Raw genomic sequence first — 16,183 nt, 5'->3', positions numbered from 1 at the left:
CCGGGAATGTGACGTGCTAGTATCGCAGGCATGGGCACAAAGCAGAAATCTCCGGTGCAAGAGGACAGCAGCGGCCAGTCAACCGTCAGCGCAGATCCGGCGCGTCAGGCTGAAGACACGAATGTAGAAATCGTTTCAGCCAATCTCCGCGCGCTCGAAACCATTTACTTCACCGCCATGTTGGAGGAGGCCCGCCTCTTTGAGGTGGTGGACCGATTGGTTGCCATGTTTAGCCGCGGAATGTTGCCCCTCGGCCCCGGACGGGCCGGAGCCATGCTCTACCGCCACTGGAAGGGCCATCACAGCCGGCTGACGACGGCGCAGCGGCGCAATGTGTATGCCCGCGCGTTCGGCCTGCCCGGCGGCGATGCCGATGTGATGCCCAATCGCGAATTCAACGATCTGTGGATGAGCTTTGTTTCGATCGTCGGCATGTATTCAGCCGAGCTTCAGTCGTTGCCCCCCGGCGAACGCTCCGTCAGCGCAGAGGAAGTGCTTGTCAGTGGACGCACCCTCGCCATCAATCTTTCCGCCCACGGTCACGGCCTCGCGTGGTTTGCGGCCCAGGATTTTAAGGCCGAAATTCCGCAAGCCATCGAGTTGCTCTCCGACGCGGAACTCCAGAATGCGTTTGGCGCAAAGGATCCGTGGCAAGTCATCCACAATGTTGCGGCGTCCGAATTGGGAGCCAGGCCGAACGTCCCGCGCGCACACACCAGGGCGAACAGCGGCGTCATCATCATCCGCTGGCTCGCCAATCGTCGCGCCCGTTTGCTGCGTCCGCGTTCCGCCAACATTCTCAGACACGAAGATATTGTCGAAGGGCGCACCGCCGCTTCGCAAAACAAGAAGGCGACCGTCTATCCGACCGATTCCGATCTCGTGACCGCCTGCGAACAATGGCTGGGCGTGACCGGCACACAGGAAGCAGAGCTAAAAGGGGAGGCAGCGCCGGTTCCGCCTTTCAGGACTCCGCCTCCGAAAGAGGAACAACGGGATCAGGTGGCGTGATTGGCGAATACCGATCGCCGAGCGGGCTGTCACGAACACACCTGGTGCCTTGCCCCACAAGCGACTTATCGCGGCCAAAGCGGTGCGTCAATTATCCCGCACTCAAAACAACATCGCGTGCCGCCGGTCATGGTGCTTTCGCATTCGGATATTGGGACGTATTGACCGGTGGATTGGCGGCTTGAGGAACTTCTGGAGCAGTGTAGAGTGCCCGAATGTTTAGCCGGTTCTGCACTCACGGGAGATCGAACACCATGACGCCACGCGTTGGAATCTCGAAAAGATACCAAGCGGCACTGTCCAGGCGCCTGTCGGCAAGAGTCGTGAGCAACCATCTCACAAAGCCTTGTCTATTGCTGGCTGTATGCACGGCGATACTGGAGGCGTCGTCGGACGCCGCGACATTACCCCTCCAAGTTCGCTCGCCGGATGGAAAGAACTCGATTGAACTGACTGGCCCCGGCGCACAAACCAACGGGTTGGGGTTTAGAATCTCCCGCGGCAGCCGCACAGTGATCGACATTACGTCGTTCGCGGTTCGTCTGGCGGAGGGTGGCGAATTATCCGGTGCAGCGACGCTGGAGAAAATTGAGCGTAGCAAGATGGATGAAAAATTCCCGCTGCAGTGGGGAAAAACGAAGGAGGTGGCGAACCGGTGCGAACGCGCGACGGCGCACTTCACTGACCGCGCGGGCGTCAAATGGGACATAGACCTGGCCGCGTACGACGATGGCGTCGCCTTCCGCTATCGCTTGCCGGAACAAGGGAAACAATTCACTTTGACCGGTGAGTTGGGGGACGTCCGGTTTGCCGGCGTGCCGACGTTGCACTATACCGCCTGGGACCGCTTCACGAACGATCACGAATCCGAGTTCCACCGGGACCCACTGACGGGTGTCCGGGGACCGCTGGTGGACTTGCCGTTGTTGGCCGTCTGGCCGGACGGGCTGGCCGTGGGCTTGACAGAGGCGCGCATCCGCGATTTTTCGAGCCTCTACCTGGCTCGCGATGCCGATGCGGATTCGGAAGTGTTTCATCTGCGCTTATCGTCTCCGCCCGGCAAAACCAACGCGTGTGTCATTGGCCGAACGCCCCACGCCAGTCCGTGGCGCGTCGTGTTGCTGGGCGACAGGGCCGGTCGGCTCCTCGAAAGCAATCTGCTCCTCTGCCTCAACGACCCGTCCGCCGGTGATTTCAGTTGGGCCAAACCGGGCAAGACCACGTGGCATTGGTGGAACGGCACACTGGAACACCAACCGCCTCACGTCCCGGGCATGAATCTGGAAACGCACAAACGCTACATTGATTTCTGCGCCAGCAACGGGATCGCCTATCACGCTGTTGTGTCGGACACGCGACCGTGGCACGTGCAGTCGGAAGAAAGTTTTTCACCACATGCGGACACCGACATTCTCACCCCGCGTCCCGAGTTGCAGTTGCCCGAGATAATCCAGTACGCGCGGCAGCGTGGGGTTGGTATTCGTCTTTGGTTGCACTGGAAAGCGCTGACCCCGCGGCTGGAGGAAGCTTTTCAAAAGTACGAGGACTGGGGGATCAGCGGTTTGATGGTGGATTTCCTCGACCGCGACGATCAGGAAGTGGTCAACTTCTGCGAACGCGCGCTCGAGTCCGCCGCCCGGCACAAGCTCCACCTCCAGTTTCACGGCTCGTACAAGCCCAGCGGCGAACAGCGCACGTGGCCGAACCTTTTCAATCGCGAAGGCGTGTTGAATCTGGAGTACCTCAAGTGGAGCAAGCGCTGCACACCGCCGCATAATGTCGAGGCGGCCTACGTGCGGCAGTTGGCCGGCCCGCTCGATTATCACCTAGGCGGATTCCGTGCGATTTCGGAAAAGGCGTTTGTCCCGCGCAACGAGAATCCCTACGTGCTCGGCACGCGGTGCCATCACCTGGCGATGTACGTGGTGTACGAGAACCCGATGCCCATGGTCACCGACACGCCCGAAGCCTACGAGGGCCAGAAAGGGTTCGACTTCATCGTGAAGGTGCCGACGACATGGGATGAGTCGCGTTTCGTGACCGGGGTGCCGGGCGACTACATCGTCATGGCCCGCCGTCACGGCGATACCTGGTACGTCGGCGGGATGACGGACTGGACTTCGCGCAAGGTGTCCGTTCCGCTTCACTTTCTCGCACCGGGTAAATACCAGGCCCGGCTTTATGTCGATGGTTCCATGAACGAAGATGAACCCAATGCAATCCGGGTGGAGACGAAAACCGTCAAGCGTGACTCATCCCTTCCAGTTTCCATGGCTCCGGGTGGCGGCTTTACGGCCATCATTGCGCCAAAGTAGGAATGCCGAAAAGTGCGCATGGAAGATTTTTTTCCTGCGGGGCATTTTGAAAATGTCTGCCATCAGGGCAGATCACAACCACTTGTCGAAGTAATTGCACACGTTTGAGTTCATCAAGCCGTTACTCGCGCAGGTGCACGAACACACCCTTCTTGTTGCCGACGATCACGTCGGGCCGTTTGTCCCCGTTCACATCGCCGACGGTGACCTGCGTGCCCACGCCGGAATCGTCGTCAATGAGGTGCGGCAAAAACACAGCCTGGCCGTTGCCGGGGCGCTGCAACTCGAACCAGACCAAAACCGCCGGCGCATCCGCTTCCGCGTCGCCCGTGGGGCCGTGCGCCCAAAAGCGTTTGCCGGTGACGAAGTCCTTGAGTCCGTCGCCGTTCATATCCGCTAAAGCCAGGGCGTGCATCTGACTGAAACGGAGGTCCGTGGTCCTGACATCCGGGTGCGGGGGCATGAGGACGTTTTGCTGCCAGGTGATTTCTCCGCCGGCGGTCCGCATCTGCCGATACCAAACCAAACCGTAGAGGTGACAGTGCCAGGAATTGATCACGTCTGCCAACCCGTCGCCATCCACGTCCGTGACGAGCATTTGCGAAGCGGCCTCGGCGAATTTCTGCGGATGAAATTTCCAAGGGGCAGATGTGGTCGCATCCGCAGGCTGCTCCCACCAACCGGCGGCTTCAACGATGTCCACGCGTCCATCCCCGTTGATGTCGCCCGCGCCGATGCCGTGCGTGAAGCGCTGATAGCGTTTATCCTGCGGCGAGATGGCGTGAAACTTCCAGACCTCGTCCGGCCTGGCCGTATCGAATGTGGCGTAGCCGATATAGCCTTCGTTGTTGAAGACCAGGTCCGGCTGTCCGTCACCCGTCACATCAACCAATGTAGGCGATTCGTTGCCCAACATCGGATACGCGAGGTGCCGTGACCAGTGCCCGCCCTTGGTGCCGGGATTTTCATACCAGTAACCTTCCTTGCCGGGAAAGGGCACCTCTAAAATGTCGAGCCAGCCATCGCGATTGAAATCGCCGGTGAACATCAGAAAACAGTCCGAGTAATCTTTCGGACTGAAAGCGGTTGGGGTACGTATCTCGTGCTTCGTTTTGAAATCCGGTCCTTCAAACCAGAACGGCCCCGCCACCACATCCATCTTTCCGTCCTTGTTGAAGTCACCGAACGACGCGCCTTCCGCGTAGAACTGGTCGGACAGTTTCAACTTCCGGAATGAATCCCGCTTGGGCAGCACGGAGGGCACGGGCACAGGCGCGGGCAGGGGTGCCGGTGCGGGAGCCGCCGCCGCCGCGGTCGCTGCCACCCCGCCTTGCGGTTCGATGCGCAAGCCCGCGATGGGCTGGCCATCCGTCCCGACGATTCTTGCGCAAGCGATCCATCCTCCACCGCCCTGGGTGATCTTGAGCAGGAGTTGGTTGTCGCCTTTCTTGAGTTCAATCGGCGCCATGTCTTGGTCCGGCACCATACCGCGGTCAACGTTGTTGCCGTGAACCAGGACACCATTGAGCCAGGCTTTCACGCCGTCATCGCTTCCGATCAACAACGCCGCTTTACAATTCTGCGGCGAGATGATCTGCGCCTTGAGATACGCGGCGCAATTCATCTGGTCGGGAAACAGCGCTCCAAGATTTGCGTGGTCCCCGCGCGGCATCGGTTTCCAGTTCACGGTTTCGCCCGGTTTCTCCGGAGCAAAAACGGTGTTGAAGACGGCCTCAGCACCAGTCGCTCCCTGCTGATGGTAAGGGCCGCTGACCAGCCAATCCTGAATGAAAGGTCCGCCGCTCTTGGGCTGACGGCGCAGCGCCCAGGCCCGCTTGACGATGTTCTGGGTCTTGCAATGAGCGAGCACTTTGACAGCAGCATCGTCGGCGAGTTGTGGATTCGCAGCGGCGAGTTTTTCAGCAATGCTCACCGCCGCCAGGCCCGCTTCAGTCACAAGGTTGGAATCGGCCAGTTGATCAAGCGCGATCTGCAAGGCTGCGGGCGTTGGAATCTGGCCGAGCTGGCCGAGCGCCTGTTTCTTTTCATCGGGACGTTTTGCGACTGCCATGGCCCGCTGCAGCAGATCGAAACGTTTTGCGAGATCCGTTTCCTGTTCAGCAACGGAGATGCCCCCGCTCAGGGCGAGCAGTTGCAACGTGGGGTCCACGCCAGTTCGGGCGAGATCAAGCAGAGGCGGCGCGGCGGCGGCATTCGGCCATTGAGTCAAGACACGGACACCCTCCCTTGCCAGCGACGGATCTGCAGACTTGCTGGCGGCCTGGGCGGCCGTGAGAGCGGCAGGCGTGGCGAGATCGCCGAGCAGTTGTAATAAATGGCGTCGCTCAGTGAGAGGCAAACGATCCATTGCTTCGAGCACTCGGCGAGTAGCGTCGTTCTTGTCGGAGCTGGCCTGACAGATTGCTGACAGAGTTCTGATCACCGGCTCACGCTCGCGCTCGGACTTCGATTTGCCGGCAAGATTCAGCAACGGGGTGAGGGTGTTCGGCACGGCAAGTTTTCTCAACGATTCCAATGCCGCGAGGCGAACCGGCTCGTTTTCATTGTCGGCGTATCTCAGAAGGACATCCGCCGCGCCCTTATCGCCGCGATCACCCAAGGCGCGCAACAACTCGGCTTTCACAGGCGATTCGGTTTCGCTGATCTGCTTGAGGATGGCTTTGTCCACGCCCGGGCCGCGCAATCGGGTGAGTGTGTCTCGGGCGGCCTCGCGTTCGGCAGGTTCACCATGCGCTGCGGCCTTGGCCACCGCAGGGAGCATTGAGGAATCTTCCAGTTCCGCCAGCACCTGCCACGCCGCAACCCGGACAGGAAGGTGCGCGCTCCCGGCGGCGGCCCGAACGGTGGGCAGCGCCTTCGCTCCCAGCTTGAGGCTCGAATTCAGGACTGCAACCTGTGAATCTGCCGGGAGTGCTGCCCATTGCTTAAGACAGGCATTGATTACTTTCGCGTCACCCAACTCGCGCAGCAGTTTGAGTGCGGCGAGGTGCGTCAAACGATCCTTGCCCGCAAGCGCAATTGTGATCCGATCAACGCGCTTGCTGGTGTCCGATAAGACAAGTCCTCGCCAGGCAGCGGCGCGGATTGGCGGCGGAGAATCCACATTGAACAAACTCCGGTAAATAGTTGCCGCACCCCGGTTGTCGCCTCCGGCCTGGAGACGCTCGGCACATTGCATCAGCGCTTCGAGTACGACGGGTTGAACTGCCGGGGGTGACTTCGCGCGTGCTGCTGAAAGCGCCGCCAGCGCGTCCTTGCCCCCAATCTTGCCCAACGCTGCGGCTGCCGCAGAGGCAATCATAACGTCGGCATCGTCAAGCAACGGCTTGAGCACAGGCAGCGATTCAGGTTCGCGCCGCCGACCGAGCGAATCAATCAAGCCGGCTCTGATGACTCCCGAAGTTCTGTTCAGCGCATCCCGCAAGGCCGCGCCCGCTTCGGCCCCGGGGATCGCCTCCAAAGCGTTGCGCGCCGCGTGAGCGGTCCGTTCCTCACCGAGGAGTGCGGACAGAGCTGACACCGACTGGACAGTGCCGATGATTCTCAACTGCTGGCAAGCGGCACATTTCTCGGTTGGGCCCGCAGCGGATTGAAGGATCGTGATGAATTCCTGTTCCTGCGCGGCACGGAGTTTTGTGGAAACGAATGCGAGAAGACAGGCGAGCAGGCTCACCATCACCATTCTTAATTTTGCATTTTGCATTTTATATTTCTAACTTACTTCAGTCAGAACCGCCAGGGTGCGCGCGGAGCGTAGGCGACAAGACGATTGGCCTCGACGTCGCCGGGAAATTCACCTTTGACCGGATCCCATTTGACCGTCCGTTGCAACGCCATCGCGATGCCACCGATCAGGATGGCGCTCATGCTGTAAACGGCGGTTTCCGGTTTGCAGATTGTCGGGCGACGGGAGCGCACGCACTCGAGGAAGTTGTCGGAGTGTCCATGGTTATGCTCGACGCGGGCATCGGTAGGCCGCAACGGCTCCTTGAGAATACGCTCCGGATAGGAAACGAGGTTTGCGCGGTCCACAGCAATGCGCCCTTCGGTGCCGATGAAGCAGGCCCCGCCCTCGTTTCCAACCGGTTCACCTGGGTAGGGGGTGGAGTGAACCACCACGCCGTTTGAGTAACGGTAATGGACGTTCCCGTCTTCAGGCCGACCCACAGCGCCACCGGGATAAACCGCTTTGCCGGAAGCCGTGGTCTTGGGTTTCTCATAATCCACTTCAATGGGCGCGGTGGGGTCGGGGTTCACCGTCCATTGGATGATGTCGTAGTGGTGCGGGCTCCAGTTCAAGTCGCCGATGAAGATTCCCGAAATTGTATGACCGGCTTCGCCTCCGTAGGGACGCCAGGGTAACGGGCCGAGCCAGAGGTTCCAGTCAAAGCCGGACGGCACTGGCACGGACTTGTCTGAAGTCCAGTTGCTCGGGAAAAATGCTCCCGGCTGTCGGTACGCATAGACTTCTTTGAGCCGGCCAATGCGACCATTGCGAACCAGTTCGCAGGCCTGACGGAATTTGCCGCCGTATTCCGAGCGCTGCTGGGTGCCGGCCTGATAGATGCGCCCGAAACGCGTGCAGGTCTCGACGAGGTTGCGCCCTTGCTCCAACGTGATGGCAATGGGCTTCTCGCAATAAACATCCTTGCCCGCCCGTGCCGCCATCGTGGCCATCGGCGCCGCCCAGTGGTACGGCAACGCCAGCAGCACCGCATCAATATCGGACCTGGCCAGCACTTCGCGGAAATCAGAATGGGCGCGGACACTGTTGTAGCCGGCCTGACCGAGCTTCCCGGCATAAAACTCGTTGCATCGCTTATGCGCTGATTCGCGGCGCTCCCTGCGCACGTCACAAACCGCCTGCACCTGCACATCCTGGCGGGCGATGTAGCCGCCGGCAACATAAGTCCAGGCACCGCCGAGCAAGTGGCCGGTGCCCTGGCCACCCAGTCCGATAAAACCCATTCTGATCCGTTCGCTGGGTGCGGTGGCTCCGCCCATGCCCAAGACGGAAGATGGAACAATCATCGGCGCGGCGACAGCGGTACCGATGGCGGTGGCGCTGCTGCGGAGGAAACGGCGACGGTTGATCAAAGTGTTGGTTGGTTTCATGTTTGACATAATGTTTTGGCGAACCGCCCGGGCGTCAATGCTCAATTCATGTTGACGATGCATTTCTGCCAGCTTCGGAATCCGGGATAGGCCGAGGTCAGGGATGAATCGGAAAGCGGAACGCGCGAAGGACTTCGAGTTCGCGCTCGAAAACACGGCAGGCGACCAGCAGCAGGCGTAGGCGGCTCATACGCATCGACTCCGTTGAACTTGGGTTAAATGCTTCAATGTCAACTCGCTCGCTTCGCCAGGATGTCAAGGAACTCGCGGGCACGGACAATCTCGATGCCGCGAAACTTTTTCAACGCCAACAAATCCAAGTCGCCGCTGACGACGAACTCGGCCTTGCCTTCAAGGGCACTTTCGAGCACCGCATTGTCTTCCCGGTCACGTGGAACGGCATCCAAAGTTTTCGCAATGTTCACTACACGGATGAAGCCCAGATAATCGGCGAGCGCTTCGGCACTTTGCTGGGGAGAAAAGCCGAGCTTCAATTCCAGTTTTTCGACCAGCTCCTCCATCAACTCGACGCATGTCACTGCTTCAATTTTTCCGGCCCGCGCCTGTTCCACGCACTGAAACGGATTGCCGCGCCAGCCAGTGGCCGAGAACAGGATGTTCGTGTCGAAGACGACGGTAAGCGCCACGGCTACGCCTCATGCAGGAGCCGGTTCACAAACTCTTCGCGCTGGTCTTCCGACAGCCGGTCCCAGTCCAGCCCGCGTTCGGCGCACAGGCGTCGCAACTGCGCCTCGCCGAAGCGCAGCCGCTCGTCGCGACGGGCAAGGCCCTCTTGCGCCAGGGCCAGCAGCGCGGTGCGCTTGCGCGCCGACGGCAGTTGGCGCACCAGAGAAATCACCTGCTCATCGGTCAATTCCAAGACGCTCATACGCACGACAAGATAGCAGCAAAGCCGCGCAGGTAACAACTGCAATCGCGGTCCGGGGAAGTTTGCAAAATGCGGGACTTACCCGTTCCTGTGCGAGCCATGCACGACCCACGTCAAACGTCCCGACGCAGCGGGAATTACGCAATCCCCGTGAACTGCCGTCTTGCCCCGGCGAAACAAACACTGCATCTTAACGGCATGAAAACCGCCAGCGTTCAACAAGCGCCGCAGCAATGGGCGCAAATCCTCGAATGGGTCGCCGCCGGTGAGGAAGTGGAACTCACAGAGAAAGAAAAGGTCATCGCCAAAGTTGTTCCTGCGAACCAGCCTGATTTCCTGGCGCGAGCCAAAAAGGTTTGGGGCGAACAACCGCCCGGCAAGCCGCTGAGTGAACTGGTTGGTGAGGCGCGCGGAGGCGAGTCGTGACCTACCTGGACACGGGTTGCTTCGTCAAACTCTACTACCCGGAAACGGACAGCGCCCAGGTCATTGCGCTCATTCAAGGCAAGTCCATCTGCCACACGCCGCTCCACGAGCTGGAGTTCGTGAACGCGCTTCAACTCAAAGTCTTCCTCCAGAACGCGACGCCGCAGCAAGTGGCCGCCGCGCGGGCTTTGGTGGAAGCGGATTTGAAATCGGGCGTGCTCGCCTCGGCGGGCGGCGACTGGCCGAACATCTTCCGCGAAGCGGTGAAATTGGCGGACCAACACACCGGCACGGTCGGCTGCCGCTCGCTGGACATTCTCCACTGCGCAGCGGCAAAAGTCCTGGCGGCGACCGAATTCATCAGTTCCGACACGCGGCAGAAGAAGCTGGCCACCGCGATGGGCTTGAATCTGGTGACGATTTGAGGTGGGCGGGTAGCTGCGGGCGTCCGCGCCTGCCGTAGAGCCGGTGCGTCACGCCCGGCGGAAAAAACCGCTCGCCAAGCCAAGCCCGTCGGAAGTATTGTGAGTCAATGAACCTTCGGACGTTTTGTCCGGGCGGCAGGATACACGCCCTCTACGGCAGGCGGGACGCCCACCGCTACATGTTCGCGCTCGAAAACACGGCAGGCGACCCGCATCAGGCGTGGGCGGCTCATACGCGTCGGCGAACGCTCCTCCGGGACGATGGCTTGCGGCTGTGCCGGATCAATGCCCGCGTTTTGTGAATAGCCGCTTGATCGGTCCTGGCCAATGGATACATTCACGGGTGGTTCGATAAAGCATCAGGCGAAGGTCAAACGTGAATCCGAAGAACAATCGTCATTGGCCCCAAAGCGGCCTTGCGTTCGGCGCTTTGCTGCTCCTTTGCGTTTCTGTGCAAGGATTCGAGCCGAAGGAAGTTCAAGCAGATATTGATCACTTGCTTGCCGGTCTCGGTCGGAAAGTTAACCTTGAAGAGCGCATCGAGCGGGTGGCCCAGCACGGGACGAATGCCGTCCCACTCTTGATCGAAAGGTACGGTCAAAGTGACCCGGAACAACGTTGGCTGCTGGCCGCTTGTCTGTGTCAGCTTCCCACCGTTGGATCGCTTGATCTTCTAAGAAGCATCCTTCGCAGTCATGAAGACCAACGAGCGTCGTCTCAGGTTATTCGCCGGTTCCCATTGGAGTACGAAGACCAGATCACTATGATTCTGGTCGATTTGCTCCGCGTTGCACGGCTATCATTTGATGCCGAGGAGCGCCTGCGAAAAATGATCGCCAGGAAACCGAGCAGAGCAGGCGACTTGGTGAGCGCGATGGATCTCGCCGACAAATCCATGACGGGCAAAAATTGGAGTATTGGTGAGATTCTCGCCGACGTTTCCGGCTACAAGCACACTTGGTGTTGTTTTGGTCCGCCGGGTACTGATTGGGGTGCGTGGCAGCGCGACTTTTGGACCAAGTGGTGGATACGAAACAAGGACAAGGAGCCTTTTGACTGGCTGGCCGAAACATTGCAGTCTGACCTCAAAAACGGTTCCAGACAGGCCGAAGCGCTCCAAGTCCTCGGATCCCTGAAGGACCCCCGATCCGCTGCATTCCTATTGGAAGCGTTGGATTCCGAATCGGAGCGCGTTCGATACTGGGCGGTGATAGGGCTCAAACGCTTGGACGGATCTCTCGACCCAACGGGGTATCGCTGGGAAACGTTTCAGAAGGAGCAAGCACCGGTCATCAGTCAGCTCAAGCAGAAGTTCTCCAACCAAGAGCACAATCCTAACCGTGCACAACCGCGCGCCGCACCGAGTGACGGCCCCGCCACTCCGCAGGGTAATCCAAACGTTTTGGGGCAAGGCCGCCCCTGAAAGTCAGAAGCTCAACAGCAATTGCCAGATGTAAGTGTTGCCCAACGCTTCCACTTTTTCCCAGACCCGGCGAACCAAATCCTGGTCGCCGATGATCGGCGGAAGTTCCTTGGCCTTTTCCTCCCACGGACGACAGATGCCGGGTTTGATCCGGGGAGCGGCGCGATGCGCCATTCCCGTGAGCGTGGACACGTCCGCTCCGTGGCAGGGGCACAATTGCGCGAGACCGGTTGAGGCCTGACTTGAACCCGCCGAATAGACGCCGTATTCGCGCGTGAAGTCCGTCAGCGCGCGCAGGTTCTCGATGCTGGTGTCGTCCTGCATGATCGCGCCCGCATCCATGATGTAGCCCCCGTCCCGGGCCACGCCGTCAATGACCTTCCGGCAGTGCGCGCGGACTTCGTCGGGTTTGCCGTAGCTGAGCAGGACGTTCGGGATGCCGCCGCTGAGCGCGAATTTGTGATGCAGCTTTTTCTGCGCGAGAAAAATATCGCCCTGGTCCACGTGGAAAAGAATGCTCCGCTCCGGCAGCGTGGCGAAATCGTCGAGGTGATGGTCCCATTTGCCCTCGGCGTAGAACAAGGTCTGGTGGCCGTGCTTCCAGAATTCCTCGATGCACGGCCGGAGCGTGGGCCAGTAGTGCGATTGAAATTGTTTCGGGCTGATGAACGGCACGCAGCCGCGATGCATCCAGAAACCGATGGGTACTTGCTTCGTGGGATCGGATGTGGTCAGGCCGCAAAGAGGCGGTCCAACTCGACCGTGAAGCTCGGCGCCGCCGCACAGGTCAGGGATCCGCCCGGCCCGTGGAGAGCGTGTTCGGCAAACTGATCGCCCTGCGGCTGGCGGTGGACTTCGATCTGTTTCTCCGGTCCAAGCACCAGCCAGCATTCCTTCACGCCGGCCCCGGCGTAGGCGCGGAGTTTGGAGCGGTCGTACTCGTGGCTGCTTACACAAATCTCGATCACAAGTTCGGCGGTCCGGGGGTGCTCGCTCTGGTAGTCTTCAATGGAACCGCGGATGATCGAGAGGTCCGGCTCCGGCTCGGAATTGCCGCAGAGGATTGGCTGTTCCGGTTGAACGTGCAGGCCGGGCGGCAGAACGCGCTGAAGCAGTTCCAAAAGCCGCATGAGGAGGAGGCGGTGGAAGGGAGACTTTGGCATTTTGTGGAAGATTTGACCGTACAGCAGTTCGGTCTTCTCCGGGATGAGGCCCAGCTCGCCCAGCGCATGATAAGCTTTGACGCCGAGAGGCCAGACTTGCGGGCCAGCAACTACTGGTTTCGGTGTTTCAATTCCCGTCATAGGGCAAACATAGTCCTTCGTGGCATCGCCGCCAAGTTCATTTTCTGGTCGTGAAGGGGTCAATATTCACTACAACTGTTTCGGCGCGTAGCGAGGTTCGGACCGGCCGAAAAACTTGTTTTGTTTGTTTCTGAACTGTGACGTGAAGGAGAAGGTGTTGCTGTCGTATCTCACAGTCTTGCAACGGAATTTCGCAGTTGCGTTCCCGCGCCGGTTGGCGTCAAGCTGCCGACGTTCGGAAAATCGCAAAACCAACCCTGCGACAGTCATGCTTGATTCCATAGCTTGCCACACCCGCCGCGAATTCATCCAACGCCTCGGCAGCCTGGGCATCGCCTGTTCCGCGGCGCCGCTGCTCGCGGGCAGGGTTTTGGCGGACGACACAGCGGCGTTGCCGGATCCCGCGCTAAAATTCCCCGGCCCGTGGCAGTTTCAAATGCATCGGGGCGGCATCATTCTCGTCAGCGATCAGCAGCTCGAAGATTTGCAGGACCCGGACAAGGTCGTGGACCTGAGCCTGAGCCAGACGCCGAACCCGACCACGCTCCGAAAGATTTGCGAGCAAACCAAGGCCGCCGGCGGACGCACGGTGATTCTTGCGTTTGACGAGTTCTGGACGCAATACCGCGCCGGCCAGGGCAACAAACCGCGCGCACTCATGCCGGACACAGACGATTACATCCGCCGCCTTGCCCGTATCGGTGAAACGCTCAAGGCTTACGGGCTGGGCTTCGAGTTGAGTCTGCTCAGCCCGCTGGAAATCGGCCGTGGTTACCAACGCAAGACCGGTGAATCCGGCCGTTGTGTGCAATACCGCGAAGGCTACCGCGATCCGGCCACCGGCAAGTACACCGTGTCGCTTTGGGAAGAGCACCGCTGGACCAACAACAAAGGCAGCATCGAACTCAAGCGCACCGGCGTGCGGGTGTTTGCCTTCCGCGAGCAGCGCGTCGGCGGCACGAGCTTCTACGCCGTGAGCCCGGCGGACATCGTCGAATTGAAATCCGCGCCGGACATTGACGTGGACGAATCCGCAGTGACGAACGCGAAGTCGCGCCGCATGATGGTTCGCGGCAGCGGCGAGACGCAGGTCGGCACGCTCAACCGCGTGCTCGTTGTCGTGAGCTATACTGTGCCGGAGATGGATTATTTCAGTCCCAAGGCGCTGCCGTTCCTTGAAGACCTCGTGAACCGCTACCACGCGGCGGGCGTGCCGCTCAACGGTCTTTACGCCGACGAGATGCACATCCAGCAGGACTGGCACTACGCCAGCCACCACGATGAAGGCCAGCTCACGTTTCGCTACCTCACGCCGCACATGGCACAAACTTTCGCGAAGCTCTACGGCGCGGAGTTCGCGGACTTCGAGAAGTTCCTCGTCTATTTCGCCTACGGCCAACACGGTTTCCTGCCCGATCTGGAAGCGCGGCTGCCGGCACAACACGTCTTCGGCCACAGCCCGGAGGAAGTTCAAAAATCCTTCCTGCTCCGCCGCCGTTACTTCGATTTGCTCCAGCGCAGCGTCGTGGAGTTGTTCGTCAAGGCGAAGGAATTTGCCGAAAAGAAATACGGCCAGGAACTCGAAGCCCGCGCGCACGCCACCTGGGCGCAAAGTCCGACGATTGATTTCTGGAACACCGGCAATCTGCGCCGCGCGCCGCGCCAATACGAATACACTCCGGACTTCCTCTGGTCGAACACCGTGCAGCAAGCCGCCTGCGCCTGCGATGATTACTTTGAGTGGAACGAATTTCTCACTGGCGGTGGCAACGATCACGCCGAGGGCGGCTGGTCCGACCGCGACTACTACGGCATCGCGCTGGCCTGCTCGACCGGCATCCTCAACCGCGTGCCGCAAGCCTACGCCGCGGCGTGGGGCATGCCCGGCGAGGTGGGCCGCCGTCACCAGGCGCTTTGCGACGCTTACGGTGCGTCCGCGAGCGAGTGGTTCGCGGCGGTGCAGGATATACAGCATCGCGACACCGACGTGCTCATGCTGTATCCGCTCTCACTCGTCGCGTGCGAGGAGCGCTTCGGCTCGTGGATGGTGCAATACGGTTACGCGAATTACGTCACGCCGCGCAAATTGCTCGAACGCGGGCGCGTCAACGAGGATGGGAAAATTGAAATGGCCGGACGCAAATTCGGAACGCTCGCGGTGTTGTTCGAGCCGCTGCCACCAGTGGAGCTTCTGCCATTCATGGAGAAATTCGTCGAAGTTGGCGGCAAGCTGGTTTGGTCTGGGCCTCCGCCGCGGCTCGATCTTTCCGGCCAGTCGATCCTTGCTCGCTGGCAAACACTTGTCGGCGTGAAAAACGTCGCCTTTGGTGTCGAAGGCCAAGAGATGCCAGGGCGACAAATTCATTTCACCGGCGTGCTGAAGTCTGTGCTGCCGCAAACCGTGCTCACGGATTTCCTCGTGGACCTGGTTTACCCGGTCGAGCCGGACGCCGGCGTCGAAATAGTCGCCAACCTGAACAAAGAAATTGTCGGTGTGCATCGTGCGACGGCAAAAGGCGGCTCGGCGACGTTCCTCGGCTTTCGTCCGCGCGATGATCAAGCGGCGTCGCTCGGTGAGGAAGTGCGGACGTGGTTTGAGATTCTGTTTGCGCTCGGCGCGTATCCGAAAACCCAGGCCAACGCGCCAGCCAATGACAATCCCAGTGTGGTTTCACGCACGACACCTTATCTGGCGTGCAGCTTTCCAAACGGCACGACGAGCATTGCAGTTCACTACCGCACACACGAAGAAAGCTGGCCCGGCGGCTTCCACCGCGATGCGAAGCAGGACGCGGAAATTCTTGCGCGCAATCCGCTGCCGCCGGACAGGCTGGAGTTGCGCGACTTTGCCGTGAACGGCCATCGCGTGAATTACGACGGCTTGCTGACGGTGGCATTTCGTCTCGACGACCGCGGTGCGCTCATTGGTTTTGCCGGGCACAACTGCCGGCGCATCGTGGTGGACGGGCACGAGCATAACTTTGCGAGCCAGCCAATGGCGCTGATGGCGTGGGCACCGGTGTTGCCGGCGCGCCGCGTGCCGGGCGGAGCGGTGCTGGAGCTTTGGGTCAAGGGGGACGCGGAAGTTTCCGTGCCGTTGTCGGCGGGCGTCACCAAAGGGCGGCTCTTCTTCCGCGGCGCGCGACCCGGATCGCTGGGAGAGGCGGTGGAGTCCGTTTGCGAGAACGGCGGGTTGCGTTTCAAGGCGCAAGGGGCGTGGGGCCAGCGTCACTTGCTGTTTGTGGCCGGGTGAG

At 60.3% G+C, this 16,183-nt stretch carries 12 protein-coding genes; 7 read left to right on the top strand and 5 right to left on the bottom strand.

The window, feature by feature from the left end; all coding sequences use genetic code 11:
- The first annotated feature begins 30 nt into the window (after positions 1-30).
- Complete coding sequence (locus HY298_12400; protein MBI3851059.1) at positions 31-1,011, top strand: hypothetical protein; 981 nt, start codon at positions 31-33, stop codon at positions 1,009-1,011.
- 323 nt (positions 1,012-1,334) lie between these two features.
- On the top strand, positions 1,335-3,326 hold the full coding sequence (locus HY298_12395) for a glycoside hydrolase family 97 catalytic domain-containing protein (GenBank protein MBI3851058.1): 1,992 nt from the start codon (positions 1,335-1,337) through the stop codon (positions 3,324-3,326).
- Between the two features lie 121 nt (positions 3,327-3,447).
- Here the strand turns inward: HY298_12395 and HY298_12390 are convergent, their stop codons facing one another.
- The 4 genes from HY298_12390 to HY298_12375 all read right to left on the bottom strand — a co-directional run bounded on the left by HY298_12390 (position 3,448) and on the right by HY298_12375 (position 9,351).
- Positions 3,448-7,050, bottom strand: coding sequence for a HEAT repeat domain-containing protein (locus HY298_12390; GenBank protein MBI3851057.1), 3,603 nt, complete (start codon positions 7,048-7,050; stop codon positions 3,448-3,450).
- A 23-nt stretch (positions 7,051-7,073) separates the two neighbouring features.
- Positions 7,074-8,462 (bottom strand): Gfo/Idh/MocA family oxidoreductase, encoded by a 1,389-nt coding sequence (locus HY298_12385; GenBank protein MBI3851056.1) that lies wholly within the window; start codon positions 8,460-8,462, stop codon positions 7,074-7,076.
- Between the two features lie 230 nt (positions 8,463-8,692).
- Entirely contained in the window at positions 8,693-9,109 is a 417-nt protein-coding gene (locus HY298_12380) for a putative toxin-antitoxin system toxin component, PIN family (GenBank protein MBI3851055.1), read from the bottom strand.
- A 2-nt stretch (positions 9,110-9,111) separates the two neighbouring features.
- On the bottom strand, positions 9,112-9,351 hold the full coding sequence (locus HY298_12375) for a hypothetical protein (protein MBI3851054.1): 240 nt from the start codon (positions 9,349-9,351) through the stop codon (positions 9,112-9,114).
- 198 nt (positions 9,352-9,549) lie between these two features.
- On the opposite strand from HY298_12375, the gene HY298_12370 reads away from it, so the two are divergent.
- From HY298_12370 to HY298_12355, 4 genes are all read left to right on the top strand, one after another.
- The gene (locus HY298_12370; protein MBI3851053.1) at positions 9,550-9,777 is read left to right on the top strand and encodes a hypothetical protein; all 228 of its coding nucleotides are present in this window, start codon (positions 9,550-9,552) and stop codon (positions 9,775-9,777) included.
- Positions 9,774-10,202 (top strand): type II toxin-antitoxin system VapC family toxin, encoded by a 429-nt coding sequence (locus HY298_12365; protein MBI3851052.1) that lies wholly within the window; start codon positions 9,774-9,776, stop codon positions 10,200-10,202. Before HY298_12370 ends, HY298_12365 begins: the two co-directional genes overlap by 4 nt.
- A 107-nt stretch (positions 10,203-10,309) precedes the next feature.
- Positions 10,310-10,504: a hypothetical protein gene (locus tag HY298_12360; GenBank protein MBI3851051.1), complete on the top strand. Its 195-nt coding sequence runs from the start codon at positions 10,310-10,312 to the stop codon at positions 10,502-10,504.
- Positions 10,505-10,578: 74 nt separating this feature from the next.
- On the top strand, positions 10,579-11,625 hold the full coding sequence (locus tag HY298_12355; GenBank protein MBI3851050.1) for a HEAT repeat domain-containing protein: 1,047 nt from the start codon (positions 10,579-10,581) through the stop codon (positions 11,623-11,625).
- A gap of 3 nt (positions 11,626-11,628) precedes the next feature.
- Here HY298_12355 and HY298_12350 read toward each other — a convergent pair whose 3' ends face one another.
- The gene (locus tag HY298_12350) at positions 11,629-12,516 is read right to left on the bottom strand and encodes a hypothetical protein (GenBank protein MBI3851049.1); all 888 of its coding nucleotides are present in this window, start codon (positions 12,514-12,516) and stop codon (positions 11,629-11,631) included.
- 681 nt (positions 12,517-13,197) lie between these two features.
- Between HY298_12350 and HY298_12345 the strand changes: the two genes are divergently transcribed.
- Complete coding sequence (locus HY298_12345; protein MBI3851048.1) at positions 13,198-16,182, top strand: hypothetical protein; 2,985 nt, start codon at positions 13,198-13,200, stop codon at positions 16,180-16,182.
- The last annotated feature ends 1 nt before the right edge of the window (position 16,183 follow it).

The organism is Verrucomicrobiota bacterium, assembly GCA_016200005.1.
Lineage (GTDB): Bacteria > Verrucomicrobiota > Verrucomicrobiia > Limisphaerales > PALSA-1396 > PALSA-1396.
Note: the sequence above shows the minus strand (reverse complement) of the source record. Positions and strands in the feature narration are given on the sequence as shown.